General features: G+C 49.5%; 16 protein-coding genes. 8 read left to right on the plus strand and 8 right to left on the minus strand.

All coding sequences use genetic code 11. The features are described from left to right. Positions 1 to 209 precede the first annotated feature (209 nt). The 6 genes from NWAT_RS06970 (at position 210) to putA (ending at position 7268) form a co-directional block, all read left to right on the plus strand. Complete coding sequence (locus NWAT_RS06970; protein ID WP_013220418.1) at positions 210 to 1136, plus strand: arginase; 927 nt, start codon at positions 210 to 212, stop codon at positions 1134 to 1136. Further along, positions 1093 to 2301 (plus strand): ornithine--oxo-acid transaminase, encoded by a 1209-nt coding sequence (gene rocD, locus NWAT_RS06975; protein WP_013220419.1) that lies wholly within the window; start codon positions 1093 to 1095, stop codon positions 2299 to 2301. Before NWAT_RS06970 ends, rocD begins: the two co-directional genes overlap by 44 nt. 142 nt (positions 2302 to 2443) lie before the next feature. After that, positions 2444 to 2968 (plus strand): LEA type 2 family protein, encoded by a 525-nt coding sequence (locus tag NWAT_RS06980; RefSeq protein ID WP_013220420.1) that lies wholly within the window; start codon positions 2444 to 2446, stop codon positions 2966 to 2968. A 138-nt stretch (positions 2969 to 3106) separates the two neighbouring features. Continuing rightward, positions 3107 to 3319 carry a dodecin gene (locus NWAT_RS06985; RefSeq protein ID WP_013220421.1) on the plus strand — a complete coding sequence of 71 codons (213 nt, stop codon included), beginning with the start codon at positions 3107 to 3109 and terminating at the stop codon, positions 3317 to 3319. A 101-nt stretch (positions 3320 to 3420) separates the two neighbouring features. After that, complete coding sequence (locus tag NWAT_RS06990; protein WP_013220422.1) at positions 3421 to 3882, plus strand: ferritin-like domain-containing protein; 462 nt, start codon at positions 3421 to 3423, stop codon at positions 3880 to 3882. Positions 3883 to 4139: 257 nt separating this feature from the next. Further along, positions 4140 to 7268 (plus strand): bifunctional proline dehydrogenase/L-glutamate gamma-semialdehyde dehydrogenase PutA, encoded by a 3129-nt coding sequence (putA, locus tag NWAT_RS06995; RefSeq protein ID WP_013220423.1) that lies wholly within the window; start codon positions 4140 to 4142, stop codon positions 7266 to 7268. A 26-nt stretch (positions 7269 to 7294) separates the two neighbouring features. On the opposite strand, the gene NWAT_RS07000 is transcribed toward putA, so the two are convergent. From NWAT_RS07000 to cysZ, 6 genes are all read right to left on the minus strand, one after another. After that, positions 7295 to 7714: a response regulator gene (locus NWAT_RS07000; protein WP_013220424.1), complete on the minus strand. Its 420-nt coding sequence runs from the start codon at positions 7712 to 7714 to the stop codon at positions 7295 to 7297. 28 nt (positions 7715 to 7742) lie between these two features. After that, complete coding sequence (locus NWAT_RS07005; RefSeq protein ID WP_013220425.1) at positions 7743 to 8858, minus strand: sensor histidine kinase; 1116 nt, start codon at positions 8856 to 8858, stop codon at positions 7743 to 7745. Between the two features lie 116 nt (positions 8859 to 8974). Beyond that, complete coding sequence (locus tag NWAT_RS07010) at positions 8975 to 9886, minus strand: sigma-70 family RNA polymerase sigma factor (RefSeq protein WP_013220426.1); 912 nt, start codon at positions 9884 to 9886, stop codon at positions 8975 to 8977. A gap of 122 nt (positions 9887 to 10008) precedes the next feature. Continuing rightward, complete coding sequence (locus NWAT_RS07015) at positions 10009 to 10638, minus strand: response regulator transcription factor (protein ID WP_013220427.1); 630 nt, start codon at positions 10636 to 10638, stop codon at positions 10009 to 10011. After that, positions 10628 to 12289 (minus strand): hybrid sensor histidine kinase/response regulator, encoded by a 1662-nt coding sequence (locus tag NWAT_RS07020; protein WP_013220428.1) that lies wholly within the window; start codon positions 12287 to 12289, stop codon positions 10628 to 10630. The genes NWAT_RS07015 and NWAT_RS07020 overlap by 11 nt, the downstream gene beginning before the upstream one ends. Positions 12290 to 12324: 35 nt before the next feature. Continuing rightward, positions 12325 to 13110 (minus strand): sulfate transporter CysZ, encoded by a 786-nt coding sequence (cysZ, locus tag NWAT_RS07025; protein ID WP_013220429.1) that lies wholly within the window; start codon positions 13108 to 13110, stop codon positions 12325 to 12327. A 34-nt stretch (positions 13111 to 13144) separates the two neighbouring features. Here cysZ and NWAT_RS07030 point away from each other — a divergent pair, with 34 nt between their 5' ends. Continuing rightward, complete coding sequence (locus NWAT_RS07030) at positions 13145 to 14125, plus strand: site-specific integrase (RefSeq protein WP_013220430.1); 981 nt, start codon at positions 13145 to 13147, stop codon at positions 14123 to 14125. Positions 14126 to 14152: 27 nt separating this feature from the next. On the opposite strand, the gene NWAT_RS07035 is transcribed toward NWAT_RS07030, so the two are convergent. Continuing rightward, positions 14153 to 15433 carry an FGGY-family carbohydrate kinase gene (locus tag NWAT_RS07035; RefSeq protein ID WP_013220431.1) on the minus strand — a complete coding sequence of 427 codons (1281 nt, stop codon included), beginning with the start codon at positions 15431 to 15433 and terminating at the stop codon, positions 14153 to 14155. Position 15434: 1 nt separating this feature from the next. Continuing rightward, a complete protein-coding gene (gene queF / locus NWAT_RS07040; protein ID WP_013220432.1) occupies positions 15435 to 15824 on the minus strand; it encodes a preQ(1) synthase in 390 nt (129 codons plus the stop codon). 69 nt (positions 15825 to 15893) lie between these two features. Here queF and smc point away from each other — a divergent pair, with 69 nt between their 5' ends. Next, entirely contained in the window at positions 15894 to 19406 is a 3513-nt protein-coding gene (gene smc, locus NWAT_RS07045) for a chromosome segregation protein SMC (RefSeq protein ID WP_013220433.1), read from the plus strand. Positions 19407 to 19413 lie beyond the last annotated feature (7 nt).

Consider the following 19413-nt stretch of genomic DNA (forward strand, 5'->3'; position numbering starts at 1 on the left):
CTCTCATCATCACCAGGAGTTTTCCAGATTCCTGGCCCAGGAGACACCCCCCGCTTATCCAGAACTCAGGTTAAGTAATAAGGCGGTAAAAAAATCATTATCTAGGTTTTGACTTTATGGCTCGGGGCATACCTGAACGAAACCAGCGCTTTGCCAGTCCAATTTGAAGGGGCAGGGAGAGGCAAGCAGGGAAAAGAGAGGTATGGACCATGAAGATCGTTCGTATCATTGGTGCTGCAAGTGGTTGGGGCGCACCTGATCGTCGCTGCGAAGCAGGTCCGGAGGTTCTCCGCCGTCGAGGTTTAGTAGCTCATCTGCGCCGGCAAGGAATGCCCGTTGCCTGGGAGATCACGGTACGGCCGCCGGAAAATTCAGTAAGTGCGGTGGCTGCGGTCCAGGCACTTTCCCTGGAACTGAGTCAGGTGACCGATAATGTGGTTGCTAGTGGTGATCCCTTTGTAGTTCTAGGAGGCGATCACACTTGCGCTATTGGGACCTGGAGCGGAGTCGTTTCAAGATGGCGAATCGCGGAACCCGTGGGGCTTATCTGGATAGATGCCCACATGGACGCTCATCTGCCAGAGACCAGCCCCAGTGGTGCTCTGCACGGCATGCCTCTGGCCTGTCTGCTAGGCTGGGGAGATCCTCGGCTCACCGCCATTGGAGGTCCTGGGCCTACGTTCTTGCCAGAAAATGTGGTGCTTATTGGGGTCCGCAGCTTCGAGCCGGAGGAGCATCAATTGCTTCAACGATTAGGGGTAAAGGTTTTTTTTATGGACGAAGTGCGCCGTCGTGGGTTAAGTGAAGTGTTTTATGAGGCTTTGGAATGGGTCCGGGACCGGACGATAGCATTTGGAGTTAGTCTTGATCTGGATGCTATTGATCCCAAAGAGGCACCTGCTGTGGGTTCTCCAGTGCCAGGGGGCCTTGCCCAGGAAGAACTTCTACCGTTGCTGCGGCAGCTCCATGGCGATTTCCGTTTGATGGGATTAGAAATCGCTGAATATAATCCTGCCTTGGATGAGAGACAGCTAACGGTTCGTCTAATTGGTGAGCTGCTGCTTTCGGTTTTTGCCCCATCGAGGTTACCCTATGAATCCTATCATCGAGCTGGAAAAGCAGTATTCAGCGTATAATTACCATTCTTTACCTGTTGTTTTGACCAGAGGGGAAGGCGTCTATCTCTGGGATACGGAAGGGAATCGCTATTTGGACATGATGAGCGCCTATTCCGCCGCAAGCCACGGCCACGCCCATCCCCGGTTAGTTCGGGCGCTTACCTACCAGGCTCAGCGTTTGGCTCTGCCTTCCCGGGCTTTTTATAGCGATCGGTTGGGGCCATTGCTAGCGTATGCCTGTGAATTGAGTGGTCAGGATCGGGCGCTGCCCATGAATACTGGGATGGAAGCGGTGGAAACCGCGTTAAAAGCAGCTCGCAAGTGGGCCTATCAAGAGAAAGGAGTCCCGCTAGGGCAGGCGGAAATTCTGGCCTGTGAGGGGAATTTCCATGGGCGGAGCATTGCTATTGTGGGTCTTTCTACTGAATCCCAGTATCAAGAAGGATTTGGACCCTTTCCGCCAGGGCTAAAATGTATTCCTTATAATGACTTGGAAGCCTTGGAGGCGGCAATCACGCCTCGTACCGCGGCTTTTCTGGTAGAACCTATCCAGGGCGAGGGCGGCATTATTATCCCGGATAGGGGTTATCTTCGGGGTTGCGCTGAAATCTGCCGCCGTCAACAAGTGTTGCTCATCTGTGATGAAGTCCAGACGGGGTTGGGTCGCACCGGTAAGTTATTGGCCTGCCAGCATGAGGGGGTGCAACCGGATGGACTTATTCTTGGCAAGGCGCTGGGTGGAGGTTTATTACCCATCTCTTTGTTTTTAGCCCGAAAGGAAGTTATGGATGTGTTTCGGCCTGGAGATCACGGCAGCACCTTTGGCGGCAATCCACTTGCTTGCGCCGTGGCTCTGGAAGCTCTTAAGATTTTGGTTGAAGAGCAGTTGTCAGAACGTTCGGCTGAATTGGGGGATTATTTCTTACGGCAACTCCGGCAGCTGCGAAGCTCCCTTATCCGGGAGGTCCGGGGCCGGGGTCTGTTTATTGGTATCGAGATCGATCCGCAATGGGCGAAGGCGCGAGCGGTTTGCGAAGCCTTGATGAAAAACGGCCTTTTGAGTAAGGAAACTCATGAAGTGGTGGTCCGCCTAGCACCGCCGCTGATCATTACCCAAGCGCAAATCGATTGGGCGCTGGAGCGTATTATCCAAACCTTCCAAGACCTAGAAGAAAAACTTTAAACCTAGTCACGGGGCAGCAGCTTGCCAGTAGCGGGGTGGCGATTGTTGCTGATTTAGAAATCCTTGCTCAATTCCGCGGACGGAACGCTCCAGCCCAGAGGGTTTGCTTCGATCACAGTAAAAAAGGATGTTGATTATCTAAATGCTGTTTATTAATAAGATTTTGGGCTCGAAGGTGGGAATGTTTGCCTGCTTGAGTTTACTCTTGACGGCTTGTGCTACGTTGTCAAGCTATGAACGGCCACGAGTCTATCTCACCGATCTTCAATTTCGGGAGGCGAGTATGCTGGCCCAGCATTTCCTGTTGCGTTTGCGCATCGATAATCCTAATGATTCCGCTCTATCTATTGATGGGATGGAGGTCAGCCTTAATCTGAATGGGCACCCGCTTGCCCAAGGGGTCAGCAGCCAATCCTTTTCGGTACCTCGTTTCGGAAGTACTGAGACAGAAATGCGAGTGACCACTACTTTTATTAGCCTGGTTCAACAAATCCTTTCCCTCCAAGGCCAGCGGGAGCTGAATTACGAAATTGCGGGTCAATTACATTTGACGCGTGCTTTGGGTTTTGGCAGACGCGTTTTCCCTTTTCAGGAGAAAGGCGTGCTGGATTTGGAAACGATGGGAAATGGAGGCATAAGTTTTAATTCCCCTCCAGGTAGACGCTGAGTAAATAAATTTGGCCCTATATAAAACTGGGTGATTATTGTCTAACCTGTAACAATGGAAAGAGTGAAATTTCAGTTGGAGGCGATAATAGGCCCTAGATGAGCCTGCGGATGGATATTTCCATAAGGGGAGGTTGTTATGTCGGAACATGTCTATAAAAAGATCGAGTTAACGGGAAGCTCTGCTAAAAGCATGGAAGATGCGATCCAGCAAGCGCTGAGCAAGGCATCGAAAACTCTCAAACACCTACGTTGGTTTGAGGTGATCGAGACCCGGGGTGAGGTGGATGACAAGGGGCAAATAAGGCATTGGCAGGTGAGTTTGAAAGTAGGTTTTAGAATTGATAGCTGAAATTGGGCTTGGGAGCCGGGGCGGCAAGCAGGATCGTTAAGGAGTGGGCGGATATTCGTCGGGAAACACAAACGAAGCAATGATCATAAAAGAGGCTGTGTATGAGTAGTGAAGATATCGACACCCAAGTAGTCATAGCTAAACTCAATCAAATTCTGGAGATGGAGCTAGCGGGGGTAGTGCGTTATACCCATTATTCGTTCATGGTTTTTGGCTATAGCCGGATACCTATCGTCTCCTGGTTACGTAAGGAAGCAGAGGAGGGGCTTGTGCATGCTCACGAGGCAGGAGAGATGATTACCCATCTTGGAGGGCATCCTTCCCTGGGGATCGGTCCGTTGCTGGAGACCCACAACCATGATATGGGCGCCATTTTAAGAGAATCACTCGAGCATGAAAAAGCCACCCTCAATGCCTATTTTGAATTATTGGATTTAGTAAAGGAACGCTCGGTCTTTCTGGAAGAATATGCGAGGCGGTTGATTTCCGAGGAGGTCATCCATCAGGGCGAGATTGATAAGATGTTGCGAAAACCCGGCGAGTTGAAGGTGTTTTCTCCTTAAATACCGCTCAAGTATGGTTTTTTTGATAGGGCCTGGAGGCCAGGAAAGGGCGATTCGATATATTCTCGGCTGATTTCTTTGCCTCTCGTATTTTAGACCTCTTTAAATAGCCGGCTTAAAATTTTACTAGGTTTTTTATTTTCCTGAATCTATATTGAGGAGAAAAGAGTCATTGATATCAGTCAAGGGGAGGAATCCATGCCTATTACTTTATCGTATTCCGATGGCTGGTATGCTGGCAGGAAGCGAGCGTAGTCATGATTTCGGATATTGAATTGCCCTCTCTAGATTCGCCACGGGCTGCGATTAGCGCGGCCTATCTTGCTGATGAAACAGTCTGGGTAAAGTCTTTATTGCGTGAGACGGAGCTGGCTCCTGAAGCTAGTAAGCGTGTGAAGCGGCGGGCAAGCCAATGGGTACAATTAGTGCGCGAGAAACGCTGCTGGCATGGAGGATTGGATGCTTTTCTTCATGAATATGACCTTTCAAGTCAGGAAGGGGTCGTCCTTATGTGCCTGGCTGAGGCCCTGTTACGAATCCCCGATGATGAGAATGCGGATCGGCTTATCCATGACAAACTTCTCAAAGGCGAATGGGATAGGCATCTTGGGCATAGTCATTCGCTCTTTGTGAATGCCTCCACCTGGGGATTAATGCTCACCGGGCGCCTGGTGCGGCTGGAAACACCGTTAATCGATGACGGCAAGGGTGTGATTAAACGCTTGGCAAAGCGTGGCGGGGAGCCTTTGGTGCGCTTAGCGCTCCGGCAAGCGATGCGCATTATTGGGGGGCAATTTATCATAGCGCCTAGGATTGAGCAGGCTTTGATGCAGCGCCATGAATATGAGCGTTACTCTTTCGATATGCTAGGTGAAGTCGCTTTGACCCAGGCCCGGGTCGAGCACTATTATAGTGCTTATCGGCATGCGATTAGGGTGCTAGCGGAGACGGATGCAGGTGGGCATAATCGGGAAACAGTAGGAATCTCAGTCAAGCTTTCGGCGCTTCACCCTCGTTACACCTTTTCCCAGCGCAAGAGAGTACAAGCGGAGCTAATTCCCCGGGTATTGGCATTGGCCCGTGAAGCCCGCGCCGCTGATATTGGGCTTACGCTAGATGCGGAGGAAACGGAGCGTTTAGAGCTGATGCTCGATGTTTTTGAGGCGGTATTCCGCGATCCTTCCTTGAGGAAGTGGCAAGGATTCGGGCTAGCGCTGCAAGCCTACCAAAAGCGGGCGCTGCCTGTCCTGAATTATGTGCGAGATCTTGCTCAGAAAGAAGGCCGGCGCATTCCGGTGCGTTTGGTGAAAGGTGCTTATTGGGATACGGAAATCAAGCATGCCCAGGAACAGGGATTACCCGGTTATCCGGTTTTTACCCGCAAGGCTAACACGGATGTTTCCTTTCTTACCTTAGCTCGCCGACTGCTCGGTGCCCGTGATGTGTTCTACCCTCAAATCGCCTCCCATAATGCCCATACCGTAGCTTGGGTGCTGGAGGTAGCAGGAGAGCAGCAAGGCTTTGAATTTCAACGCTTGTATGGTATGGGGGAGCTACTCTATAGCGCTTTGCGGGAAGAGGAGGTTAGTGTTCCCTGTCGAGTTTATGCGCCGGTGGGAGGGTATGGGGATCTGCTGCCTTATTTAGTGCGTCGCTTGCTGGAAAATGGTGCTAACACTTCTTTTGTTAACCGGATTGAGGACGAAGAGGTGCCCATCGAACATATAGTGGCAGACCCTTCCGAGTATGTTCGTAGTTTGTCCTCTAAATCCCATCCTAATATCCCTTTACCTCTTCAGCTTTATGGAAAAGTGCGGCGCAACTCCCTAGGGATTAATTTGAATGATCCCACTAGTTTGGAGCGTTTAATGGCTGAGCTTGGCAGGGCCATGGAGAAGCAAAGGCAAGCTTTGCCTTTAGTCAGTGGCGAAGTTGGTAGGGGGACAGTTCAAGTTGTACGGGATCCTAGTGATCAGCGGCGGGTGCTGGGTACCGTGGTTGAAGCCGATCAAGAGGCTATCGCTGAGGCCCTTTCGGAAGCAGATGCCGTTGCAGCGGGCTGGGAAGCTACCTCTGTCTTGGGACGAGCCGAGTGTTTAGAGCAGGCGGCTGATTTATTCGAGGAGCGCCAAGTTGAGTTGATGGCTCTGTGTATTCGTGAAGGGGGAAAAACTGTCGCGGATTCGCTTGCTGAAGTGCGGGAAGCGGTAGATGCTTGTCGCTATTATGCTGCTGAAGCTCGACGGCTTTTTGCGATGCCTAAGATGCTGCCAGGACCCACCGGCGAGCATAATGAGTTGACTCTTCATGGACGGGGCGTGTTTGCTTGCATCAGTCCTTGGAATTTTCCTCTGGCTATCTTTACGGGCCAGGTAGCGGCTGCGCTGGTAGCAGGCAATGCGGTGATTGCAAAGCCTGCTGGGCAGACACCCTTGATAGCGGCCTTGGTGGTGCAGTGGTTCCATGAAGCAGGGATTCCGCCCCGGGTTTTACACTTTCTCCCTGGTAGAGGTTCAATGGTAGGTCAGGCTTTAGTGGCTGATTATCGTATCAGTGGGGTTGCCTTTACAGGCTCAACTAAGACCGCTACTGTGATTAATCAAGTGCTGGCAGAACGCAAGGGGCCCATCGTGCCACTTATCGCTGAAACCGGTGGCCAGAATGCTATGATCGTAGATAGCTCCGCGCTGCCTGAGCAGGTGGTGATGGATGTCATGATGTCAGCTTTTAATAGTGCTGGCCAACGTTGTTCGGCGCTACGAGTGTTATTTCTCCAGGAAGAAGTCGCCGAGCCCATATTGGAAATGCTTATCGGCGCAATGCAGGAACTGCACCTAGGGGAGCCGGGACGGCTGGATACCGATATAGGGCCGCTTATCGATGAGGAGGCGAGGGCGCGTTTGGAAACCCACTGCCAGCGTATGGATCGAGAGGCGCGTTTGCTGTGCCGTTTATCCTTGCCTGAAGCTACCCAGCATGGTTGTTACTTTGCACCCCGGGTCTACGAATTAGAAAATTTGGCGGAACTTACCTATGAAGTTTTTGGCCCTATCTTGCATGTTATCCGCTACTCATCTAAGCACCTCAAGGAAGTGATCGATTCCATCAATCGAACTGGGTATGGCCTAACTTTGGGAATACATAGCCGCGTGGATGAAACAGTGCGTTATATTCAGAACCGGGTTCATGTAGGCAATATTTATGTCAATCGTAATATGATCGGTGCCGTGGTGGGCGTGCAGCCCTTTGGGGGTGAGAGACTTTCGGGAACTGGCCCGAAAGCGGGTGGTCCCCATTATTTATTGCGTTTTGCCACCGAGCGTTCAACTAGCATCAATACGGCTGCGGTGGGGGGGAATACCGATCTCTTGTCATTAGGAGAGTAACTAATAAGCGCTGAGTAGCCCCAACCTCATTCATTAGGTAAACTCACGGTAGTGAGCCAAAAGTTATCGATACTCTTGGCGATTTGAATAAATTGATCCAACTCTACAGGTTTGGTCACATAACAGTTAGCATGGAGATCATAGCTTGTTAGAATGTCTTTTTTATCTCTAGATGTGGTTAGGACCACGACTGGGATACGCTTGAGTGCCGGGTTTTGTTTGATCTCTTGAAGCACTTCGCGACCGTCTTTTTTCGGTAGATTTAAATCGAGTAAAATAAGGTGGGGGCGGGGAGCATCAACATATGGGCCTTTTTGGTACAGAAATTCCATCGCCGCAACTCCATCTTCCACCACATGAAGCTGGTTTTGTATTTTAGCTTCTTTGAGCGCTTCCCTAGTTAGTCTTACATCGCCTGGGTTATCTTCCACAAGTAATATTTCCATAGCTTACCCCGCCTAGCTGCTGGCATTTTTATGTTGATGGTAGGGAGTCCTCATTGGGTTCTAATGGCAGGGCAAATAAAAATGTAGTCCCTGCGCCTTGTCTGGACTCTACCCAAATCCGCCCCCCATGACATTCCACGATCTTCTTGCAGATGGCGAGTCCGATACCTGTACCAGGGTATTCCCTTTTGCTATGCAAGCGCTGAAAAAGTAAAAAAATTCTCTCCGTGTATTGAGGCTCAATCCCAATCCCATTATCGGCTACAGAAAAGATAATTTCATTCTTTTCTGCTTTAGCACTAATATGGATTCTCGGTGTCGTTTCTCTTCGAAATTTTAAGGCATTACTGATGAGATTCTGAAACAGTTGTGCTAATTGGGCTTCATCCGCTATTAAAATGGGTAAAGGATCGACGCTCAGGCGGGCCTGGGTTTCTTTAATCACGAGCTGGAGGCTCCCCAGCACTTGTTGGATTACCCAGTTGCTGTCGGCTGTGGTAAAAGTCTTGCTTTTGGTGCCTACACGGGAATAAGCGAGCAAATCATTGATGAGCGCCTGCATTCGAGTGGCCCCGTCAACCATGAATTCGATAAACTCATCAGCATCGGAATCTAGCTGATTCCGGTAGCGACGGGCGAGCAACTGAGCATAACTACTGACCATCCGAAGGGGCTCCTGGAGATCATGGGAGGCCACGTAGGCGAATTGTTCTAATTCGGCATTAGAGCGCATGAGATCCTGAGCTTGTTGTTCTAATGTTTTTTGTATTTGTTTGCGTTCTGTAATATCCCGGATAGCGCTGGTAATTAATAAATGACCATCCACCTCCATGGGACTGAGGCTGATCTCGGCTGAAAACATGCTGCCGTCCTTACGTACTGCATAGAGTTCGCGCCCTTCCCCCATGGGGCGTGTGCGGGGGTGCCGGTAATATTTATGACGCTGAAGGGTGTGGCCATCGCGGTGTTGTTGTGGTACTAGGATCTCAATAGGTTGACCTATCAATTCTGCGCGTGAATAGCCGAGCATACGTTCAGCCATGGTGTTAACGAGGACAATGTGGCCTTGATAATTGGAGATCACCATGGCATCCGGGGCAGTGTCGAATAACCGCTCGAAAGGTAGCTGAATTTCCCTCGTCATTATTATTTTATCCAAATTAAGATAACGCTATACCCTTTCCAAGGGTTCGTGAAGCAATTTTGTAATCTCCCCTGAACGGGGTTCAATATTATATCTCTGTCTGAATAAACTCATTTTTATGTTGCAAACTCGCTTTCAATAATCTTACGAAGCCGTTTGATCGCTGCTTGCTGAATTTGCCGTACTCGTTCACGAGTAATACCAAGGTTATGGCCTATTTCCTCAAGTGTGGTCACTTCATAGCCATCCAATCCGTAGCGGCGTTTGAGAATTTCCTGTTGACGCTCAGGGAGTTGCGATAATTGGTTATAAATACTGGCCTTTTTATCGAAAATCTCCCACAGAAGAGCCGGGTTGTTCCTTTCGTCAGGAAGTAGATCAGCCAGACAGTCTTCAGTGTCCTCGTTCAGAGGATCATCCAGCGATGTTTCTAGTGCCTGCAAGCTAAGATAACGCTGTACCCTTTCCAAGGGTTCGTGAAGCAATTTTGCAATCTCCCCTGAACGGGGTTCAATATTATATCTCTGCCTGAATAAAATCACCTCCTTCTGATAAGAACGAATCTTTTTAAAAACATGCACAGGGAGCCGAATAGTTCGGGTTTGATTCATGAGCGCCCGTTCTATTGCCTGGCGTATCCACCAACTAGCATACGTAGAAAATCGGAAACCAAGTTCAGGATTAAATTTCTCTACCGCATTAATAAGCCCAAGATTGCCTTCTTCAATCAAATCCATTAAAGGCAGACCGCGATTAACATGGCGACTGGCAACTTTTATGACTATTCGCAGATTACTTTCAATGATGCGATTTCGGGCTTCGCGGTCCCCTTGCAGGGCTAACCGTGCATAATATCTTTCTTCCTCAGCGTTCAATAAAGGTACTTTACCAGCCTCTCGCATATAAAGATTCTCCAGGGTAAGCCCCGGAGATAAAGACCTATTAACGCTATTTGCGGTCTTTTTATTACGTGCTAATGTGGCAGTGATGTTAATTGATTGGAGAGGGGAAATTCTTTCGCTAACCATAGCTGCTGCTCCTTTTTGCTGTTAGCTTACTTTGCAGCTATTTTTATAAGATAACCCCTAGCAATGGCTATCCGTATTTCTACGGAATAATGAATTGATTATAGATAAATAATTGAATTATATTAAATATTATCTTTAGCGTTTCTGAAAATAGCTAACCGGACAATATCAGCAAGTGATTTCGCCTTTAATTTCTCCATGACATTGGCCCGATGAGTCTCAACGGTTCGAATACTGATACATAGTTCAGCGGCGATATGTTTGTTCATCTTTCCTTGTGCAAGCAATTTAAAGACTTGACGTTCTCGCCGGGTTAGGAACTCAAACTGGGATAAATTCCCCGGCTGCAACCGGGATTGCTCTTTATGAGTCTCTTGAGTTTCATCAACGGATAATATTTTACGAATGCGATCCAATAAGGTTTGGGCACGAAAGGGTTTTTCAATAAAATCCTTGGCTCCTGATTTCATTGCCCGAACCGCCATAGGTACATCAGCATGTCCGGTAATCATGATGGTAGAGAGATGAATTCCCCGTAGTTGCAATATATTTTGTAATTCAAATCCATCTATACCGGGCATTCGTACATCAAGTAAGAGGCATCCGGTTGAAGAAAGGGGGGAGCTTTCAATAAATACTTGGGCGGAGGAATAAGTCTTTACATCAAAACCTTCTCCACGCAAAAGCAAGGCCAGTGATTTACGCATTGCTCCATCGTCATCCACGATATATATCGTATTGTTAGGCGCCATGAACCGTACTCTTTGAAGAGCTAATTGGCAGCCTAACCTTAAATAGAGCGCCACTGTGCTCATTATCAGCCGCTAAAAGTGAACCTCCGTGGGCTTCGACAATGGATTGACAAATCGGCAATCCCATTCCCATACCTTCCGTTTTGGTAGTGAAAAAAGGCTTAAATATTTTCTGCTTGAGGTTATCTGGTAGACCTGGCCCCGTATCTTGGATTTGAATCTCAATAGCGGCTTTTTTAATCCATACTGTTTTAATTCTGATTTTCCGCTCGTCGCCGTGGGAGTTTGCTATCATAGCATCGAAGGCGTTACGGATTAGATTGAGAAATACCTGCTGCAGTAGAAGGCTATCAGCGGTAATGGAAGGAAGTGGAGTTTGTAAATTAAGTTTAAATGTAACGTTTTGCCACCGTGCCTCAGCCTGCATGATACCAACGGTTTCTCGAATAAGCTCGTTGATTGCCAGAGGAGCCCATTGTTGCTCTTTTTTATGGATAAGATCGCGAAGGTGACGAATGATTTTTCCTCCTCGCTCGGCTTGAGTTGCAATTTCTTCCAATATATCGCGAAGCGGTTGATATTTTGGGGCTTGTGCCTCAAGAGCGCGCAAGCAAATATCGCTATACGTGGTGATGGCTCCTAGGGGTTGATTGAGTTCGTGGGCAATTTGAGCGGCCATTTCTCCAAGGGTACTTAAACGAGAGATATGAGCCAGCTCAAGCAGACGCTGACGAGCAAGATCTTCGGCTTGTCTTTGCTCGGTGATATCGACACCAGTATAAATAACATAATCTAGAGTCCCACTGGGGGCGAAGAGGGCGGTGCTTGACCAGGCAATCAAGTATCGCTCCCCCGTTTTTGTTTGCCAATAGCTTTCATGCTTCTTGGGAGTACTTGGCATTGGCCATTGCTGGAGTTTTTCTCTGGTGTCTTTTTTTATTTGGCTTGGGAAATAACTAAGCTCCCAAAGGTATCGTCCTTGCGCTTCCTCGGAAGGATATCCGCTGATTTTCTGGAAGGCTCGGTTAAGGCGAACAATCTGGCCCTGACTGTTGAGAATTACCACCAGGACATCGGCAGTATCCAAGATCATAGAGCTAAAGTCCCGTTCTTTTCGGAGCAATGCTTCAGTGCGTTTCCGCTGGAGGATTTCTTGCTGAAGCTGGCAATTGGCCTTCTTCAGATGGGCTGTTCGCTCAGCGATGCGTTGCTCCAATTCATCTCGAGCTTGGCGCAATACAGTTTCAGTTTGCTTTCTTTCCACCGCATAACGTAATGCTCGCCCCGCCAGCTGATTATTACTTTGACCTTTGACTAAATAATCCTGGGCACCGAGTTTTACTGCCTCGATGGCTAGTTCTTCATTAGATAAACCGCTTAGCACCACGATGGGTAGCTGAGGTGCAGCCTCTTTTACCTGGCTAAAAGTATGGAGACCGTGACAGTCAGGTAGGGTTAAATCTAGTAAAATGGCATCAAATTGCTGATGCTCGAGCAAGGACAGCGCTTGGCTGAGTCGCTCTACCGCCGTAGTCTCGAACTTAACCCCGGTTACCTCTTGTAGGGCAAGTTGTACCAGCCGGACATCACCTGGATTATCTTCGATAAGGAGTAGATTGATTTTTGGGACGATGTTTGAATTAGCCAACATGCTGGTTTTTCAAACTATGGTTTTCGCTATAAGGGTTAGTTTATAGAGCTCTCTTGCTGGTCAGATGGGCTTTGAAAAGCAGAGGGTTGAGCTTGTGTTTCGTGGCGGGGCTTTAAATGAGTGACCCAAAGAGCAGTAGCGCCCGCAACAGCACTGGGCATAACGAAAAAATTCACGAAGGGAATGCTGGTGGCGAATAAGGTTGCTCCCCCAAATCCTAGCCCTAATAAACGATGTTGCTGTAACTGTTGTCTTTGTTGGGGAAAACTTATTTTATGGTTTCCCATGGGATAATCCATGTATTCTAAAGCAAACATCCATGCGCTAAAAGCAAACCATAGGAAGGGAGCTATAAAGTTTAGCCCAGGGATAAGAAATAAAAGCAGGAGAGGAATAGCCCGGAGAGCGAAATAGCTAATTTTATTCAGTTCCATCCAAATTGCTGAGAAGGCTTCCCGCAATAAGGTTGTGCTAGATTCCTGTATTTCCTGGCCAGTGAGGTGATATTCAACGGCTTTCGCTAGCGGTCCATTGAAGGGGGCGCCAATCAGGTTAGCAATGAGGGAGAAAATGAAAAAAACTATGACGGCCATAGTGACTGCAAATAGGGGCCATAATAACCAATGTAACCACTCTAGCCATGGCGGCAGGAGTGCATCGATAAGAGCGCCGAATTGGGCGGCACCTAACCAGATAAGGATACTAAAAAGAAGGGTGTTAATGGCAAGTGGGATATAAGCATAGGCGCGCAGTCCTGGGCGATGGATAAGCTTAAACCCCCGTAAAAGGTGATTTACGCCTACAAAAACTTGGGTAATCATAGTTTATTCCTCTGTCACTATAAAGGAAATAATAATGTCCTACGAATTGACTTCTAAACGGGCCGCTGAAGTATTGGGTCACGTTGAATCCGAGCATACCTTAACGCTCCGGCAGCAGCATTATATCGAAGCGGCCACGGCAGAGAATACCCGGCGGGCCTACCGCTCAGCGATTCGTCATTTTGAGCGCTGGGGTGGCTGTTTGCCGGCGGATGCTTTCATGGTAAGCGCTTACTTGTTGGCCCATGCCGAGATCCTCAATCCTCGCACCTTGTCGCTGCGGCTAACAGCTTTGCGCCACTGGCATCAACTTCAAGGGTTTCCTGATCCCACGGTAGAGCCGGAAGTCCGTAAGCTCTTCCAAGGCATTGTCCGTCGGCAAGGAAAGCCCAAGCGTCAAGCCAAGACCTTTCGTCTGGAGCACCTAAAAGCAATGGTGAATCACCTTTCGGCACAGAGCAATCTTAAAGCCTACCGAGACCGGGCCTTGCTATTGGTTGGGTTTTTCGGAGCGTTTCGGCGCAGCGAGCTGGTGCAAGTGGATCTAGCACACCTGCAGTGGGAGGCGGAAGGAATTCTTATCACTATACCCCGTTCGAAGACCGATCAAAGCGGTGAAGGACGGCTGAAAGCCTTGCCTTATGGGGAAAGTGATTTGTGTCCGGTCACAGCACTGAAGGCTTGGCTCAAAATTGCAGGTATTAAATCAGGTCCTCTCTTTCGGCGCGTGAATCGTTGGGAGACCCTTTTGAATGCCCCCCTCCACCCGGCGGGCGTGAATCTTATTTTAAAAGCTGTGGCTAGTCAGGTAGGTTTTGATTTTGCGCCAGAGCTGAGCAGCCATAGTCTGCGCCGGAGTTTAGCTACCACCGCCCATCGTGCCGGGGCCTCCTTTGAATCCATCAAACGCCAGGGGGGTTGGGGGCATGATGGGACGGTATGGGCGTATATCGAAGCAGCAGGGCGCTTTGAAGAGAATGCGGCGGCAGTATTACTAACCAAGAGACAGAAATAGGGGTAGAACTAACGTAACAGAGGGGGATCAGGAGAGAGCTTGACGCGCTAGTAGCGCGCTCCCATAAGCAGCCTCGGTTTCACAGGCAGTAATCACAGGAACCCGAAGAGTTTGTTCCCTTATTTGCAGCCAGGCAGGGTTGCGAGCACCCCCGCCAGTGGTTTTTACTAGGCTGGGGAAAGGGGCGCCTAGCAATTGGAGTTGGCGATAACCTTGGGCTTCAATACGGGCGATACCCTCCAAAATAGCTTGGAAAAAGGTGACATTATCAAGGGGACGGGGAGTGAGGCGCGGCGAATAGTGGGGATCGGGAATGGGAAAGCGCTCGCCCTGGGCGGGTAGAGGATAGTAATTCAATCCTGTAGTTTGCTGGGGTTGAAGATGGGGAGTCATCTTATCGAGTTGAGCTTGAGTAAAATGCTGTCGCAGAACAACGCCTCCACTATTAGAAGCACCTCCAGCCAGCCAAAGCTTGCCTAGACGATGACTATAAATGCCATGCTTTGCGCTAAAGATAGGGTGTTCAGAGGCTACCTTGAGCGCTAAGGTAGAACCAAGGGAAGTGACGGCGTCTCCCGGTTTTTCCGCACCGGTAGCGATAAAGGCGGCAATACTGTCGGTAGTGCCTGCCACTAACTTCGCCTGAGGGGAGATTTGAAACGTTTCTGTGTGGGAGGGGTCAATGGTCCCAATGAGGGCTCCGGGAGGAACCACTGCCGGTAGCAGTTCGCGGCGTACACCTACCCGGCTGAGCCAATCCGGCCATTCTTGCCGGATAGAGTCATAGCCCGTCTTAAGGCAGTTATTTTCGTCGCTAATCCCCAATTTTGCCCCTAAACGGAAGGCGATCCAGTCTGCTTGGTGCAGCAGGTAAGCTGCCTGAAGCGCCTCTGGACAAGATTGTAAATAGAGTAATTTAGCCAGGCTAGAAGTAGGGCCCAAGGCGCCGCTATGGGGAAGGGCCTGTTCGGCGATTAGGCGTGCTTCAGCATGGCTGCGGCTGTCATTATAGAGTAAGGCGGGAGTCAGAGGGTTTCCATTTCTATCTACCAGCACGACTGTACCGGAAGTTCCATCAACGGCAAGGGAACGAACTGCCTTAGCGGGTACCGTCTGAAACAGGCTTGTAAGGGCTTGCTTGATAGCCTGCCACCATTGCGCGGGATTCTGTTCGATCGCCATTCCTTGCCGCCGGGGAGGAGGCAGGGGAACATGGCTGCGGCCCTGGATTTCCCCTCTTTCATTGATAGCAATGATTCGGCAACCTGAAGTGCCTAGGTCAATACCAAGAAAAAGATCAGGGGACATTTCAGGGTAGCCGAACTATCTCGGGCGCACTCCAGCCGGGTTGGCGGTATTCAGCCACCACTGTGGTGTAAATGCCCCCGCGAACATTAAACTCTGCGGTGAGGCGCATAAAACGGGGCTTACAGACAGCGCTGAGATCGTCCAAAATTTGATTAGTAACCGCTTCATGGAAAGCGCCTTGTTCCCGGTAGGACCAGGTATAGAGTTTGAGCGATTTTAATTCCACGCAAGCCTGGTCGGGCACGTACTCTAGCTGTAAGGTGGCAAAATCAGGCTGGCCCGTCTTTGGGCATAAGCAGGTAAATTCTGGAATCCGAATTCGGATAGTATAGTCTCGTTCCGGCAAGGGGTTGGCAAAGATTTCTAATTCACGATTCGGTTGGCTAGGCATCTTGCTGTCTCTGTGTTAGCGTTGCGCATTACAAATTTAGCTTTTTATATTATCGCTTAAATCCATTCCATGCGCTTAAAGAAAATCAAGCTTGTTGGTTTTAAGTCATTTGTCGATCCTACCAGTTTACCTTTACCCAGTAACCGGGTGGCCGTTGTCGGGCCTAATGGCTGCGGTAAATCCAATATCATTGACGCCGTGCGTTGGGTGATGGGAGAGAGTTCAGCTAAACACTTGCGCGGTGATTCCATGGCGGATGTTATTTTCAATGGTTCGACTTCCCGCAAACCGGTAGGGCAGTGCTCCGTAGAGCTGGTTTTTGATAATAGTCAAGGAGGTCTAGGAGGCCAATATGCAGCTTACAATGAGATTGCTATCAAGCGCCAGGTCAGCAGGGATGGTCAGTCCCATTATTTCCTGAATAATGCCCGCTGCCGTCGCCGTGATATTACCGATATTTTTCTTGGCACCGGCCTGGGACCACGGAGCTATGCGATTATCGAGCAGGGCATGATCTCCCGCCTTATCGAGGCCAAGCCCGAAGAACTTCGGGTTTTTCTGGAAGAAGCCGCGGGCATTTCCAAATACAAGGAGCGTCGCCGTGAAACTGAAAACCGTATGTCTCATACCGTTGATAACCTTAATCGTATTAACGACTTAAGAGAAGAAATTGAAAGACAGTTCAATACTTTAAAGCGCCAAGCCAAGCAAGCGGAAAAATATCAAGCATTAAAGCAGTTAGATCGTAAAATTAAAGCTCAAATTGAAGCCCTACGCTGGCGGGTATTAAATGAAAAAACGTGTCAACTCAATCAAGAAATTGAACGTCAGGAAACGCTTTTAGAAGGGCACACAGCAGATCTGCGGCGAGTGGAAGCACAATTAGAGCAGCAGGGAGAAGCTCTATACCAAGCTAGGGATAAGACGGCTGAAATTCAGGAAACGTATTATAGCCAAGGAGCAGAGATCGCCCGCCTTGAGCAGCAACTTCATCATGGGCGAGCACAACGAGCGCAGCATCAGCAAGAGCAAGCACAAATAGAGCACCGGTTAACGCAGTCAGAGCAGCTCCAAGAGGAGAAGTCAGCGCTTATCAGGCAAACCCGGCAAGCCTTGGTGAACCATGTTGAGTCTGAGAGGGAAGCACAACAGCAATTTCAGGCTGCCCAGGAAAGAATGGAAACCACTGAAACGGCAATGCAGGATTGGCAGATAAGCTGGGAGGGTTTTAACCAACGGGCAGCGGAACCCACTCAGCGGGCTCAGGTGGAACGGAGCCGGCAGCAACAACTAACGCGGCAACAGGAGCAGCTGCGGCAGCGTAGGGTCCGACTTGAAGAAGAGGCCAGGCAGTTGGCTGAGAGGGATGGTACGAAGCGATTGGAGGAACTACGGGAGGAGCAATTCATTCTAGAGCAGGCGTTGGCCCGGCAGCAAAAAGCCTTGACGGATTGCATTGCGCAGGCTTCCGAATATCGAGAGCAAGAAAAACAGCTTGCTAGAAAACTTCATAGTCAGCAGGGGGATCGGCATCATTTACAGGGTCGACTGGCCTCCTTGCAAGCGCTACAGCAGGCTGCTGGCCGTGGTGGTGATAGCGGAGTCGATGCCTGGCTAACGCAACAGGATCTAGCGGATAGCCTGTGCCTAGCCGAGGGCTTGGAAGTTGAACCCGGATGGGAATGGGCGGTAGAGCGCGCCTTAGGGATACACATGGAAGCTGTGTGCGTGGCTGGCTGGGAGCAGCTAGCTGATGGACTCTTAAGTTTGGAGGCGGGATCCCTCACCCTTTTTAATACGGCAGCATCCACCCAAACTAACAGAATAGAAAGCAGATTTCCCTCGCTATTAAGTAAGGTACAAGCCCCATGGCCTTTGGACTCGATACTGGGAGGAGTCTACGCGGTAGAAACTCTAGACGAGGCACTAGCTTTGCGAGCCCGCCTTGCTCCCGGTGAGTCAATTATGACTCGCAACGGCATTTGGCTGAGTTCAGCCTGGTTTAGCCAGGTTCGAGAAGAGGATGAGAAAGCGGGGGTGCTGGCGAGGAGGCGGGAAATAGCCCGTTTACAGGAGGAGATAATTGGTTGCGAACGGGAAGTAGAGGCCCTTGATAAACAGTTAGAGGAAATCCGGGGACATTTTTATACGCTGGAGAATGAGCAGGCGCATCAGCAAAAAGCATTGCATCAGTCGCAAAGAGAGTTAGGGGAATGCCAATCTTCCTTGGCGCGGATAGAAGCCAAACAGGAACAGCACCAGCTTCGTCAGAGGCAGGTGAAGGAAGAATTGGAAGAAATCCAAACGCATCTTGCTGAAGACGAAAGAGAACGGCAATTGGCCGAAACCTACCTGCAAGAGGCGTTTGTAGAGATAGAAGGTTTCGCTGAGGAGCGAGAGCAGCTTATCAAGCAGCGGGATCGATTACGAGAGTCGTTGAAGCAAGTTCGGGATGAAACTGAAGCAGCGAAAGATACCTTGCATCGGCTAGAGATAAAAGGACATTCTCTCCAGACGACTTTAGAAGCAGCTCAAGAAGCGGTGATTCAAATTCGCCAGGAATATAACGAGTTGCTTCAACGTAGGGAAGCATTAGAGGTTACCCTAGCGGGCGGAGAAACGCCCCTGCAGGAACTTCAAACGCAACTTGAAACCTATTTGCAGCAGCGAATGAGCATCGAGCGCCAGTTAAACGAGGCGCGAGAACAAGTGACTAGGTTAGAATCACGGTTGCGGGCAGACGAGCAAAAAAAGCACGAGATAGCAAGAACACTTGAGGCGCAACGAACCTCTTTGGAGCAGCTCCGCGTTGATAGGCAAGCGATCTGGGTGCGGGCCCAAACGCTCAAGGAGCAATTGCAAGAACTAGGATTTAGCCCTGAAGAGATACTACGGGAGATGCCTGAGGAGAGTGATTTGGCTACCTTGGAAGCGGAAGGCGAACGCATTGCTCAACATATTCAGCGCCTTGGTCCTATTAATTTGGCGGCTATTGATGAATGCCGAATTCAGGCGGAGCGTAAACAGTATTTAGATGCTCAGCACGCTGATTTAACCGAGGCACTGCAAACCCTAGAAAACGCTATTAAGCGTATTGATCGTGAAACCCGCAGTCGCTTTCGAGAAACTTTTGATAAGGTGAATGGTGGCCTGCAAGCACTATTTCCCAAACTCTTCGGGGGGGGTAAGGCTTATCTAGAGTTGAATGACGATGATTTGCTAAATACCGGCGTTAAAATTATGGCCCGCCCTCCAGGCAAGCGAAATAGCACTATTCATTTACTCTCAGGGGGAGAGAAAGCACTAACCGCAGTAGCGTTAGTATTTGCTATTTTTCAGCTCAACCCAGCACCCTTTTGTATGTTGGATGAGGTTGATGCCCCGCTTGATGATGCCAATGTGGAGCGCTTTTGTGAGCTGGTAAAGGAAATGTCGGTTAAATTGCAATTCATTATTGTAACCCATAATAAGGTCACTATGGAAATGGGACATCAGCTTACTGGAGTGACCATGCATGAACCTGGCGTCTCACGCCTGGTCGCGGTGGATGTGGATGAGGCGGTACAATTGGCCGCCGTTTAGCGGGGAG

The sequence above is a fragment of the Nitrosococcus watsonii C-113 genome, assembly GCF_000143085.1.
GTDB classification, from domain to species: domain Bacteria; phylum Pseudomonadota; class Gammaproteobacteria; order Nitrosococcales; family Nitrosococcaceae; genus Nitrosococcus; species Nitrosococcus watsonii.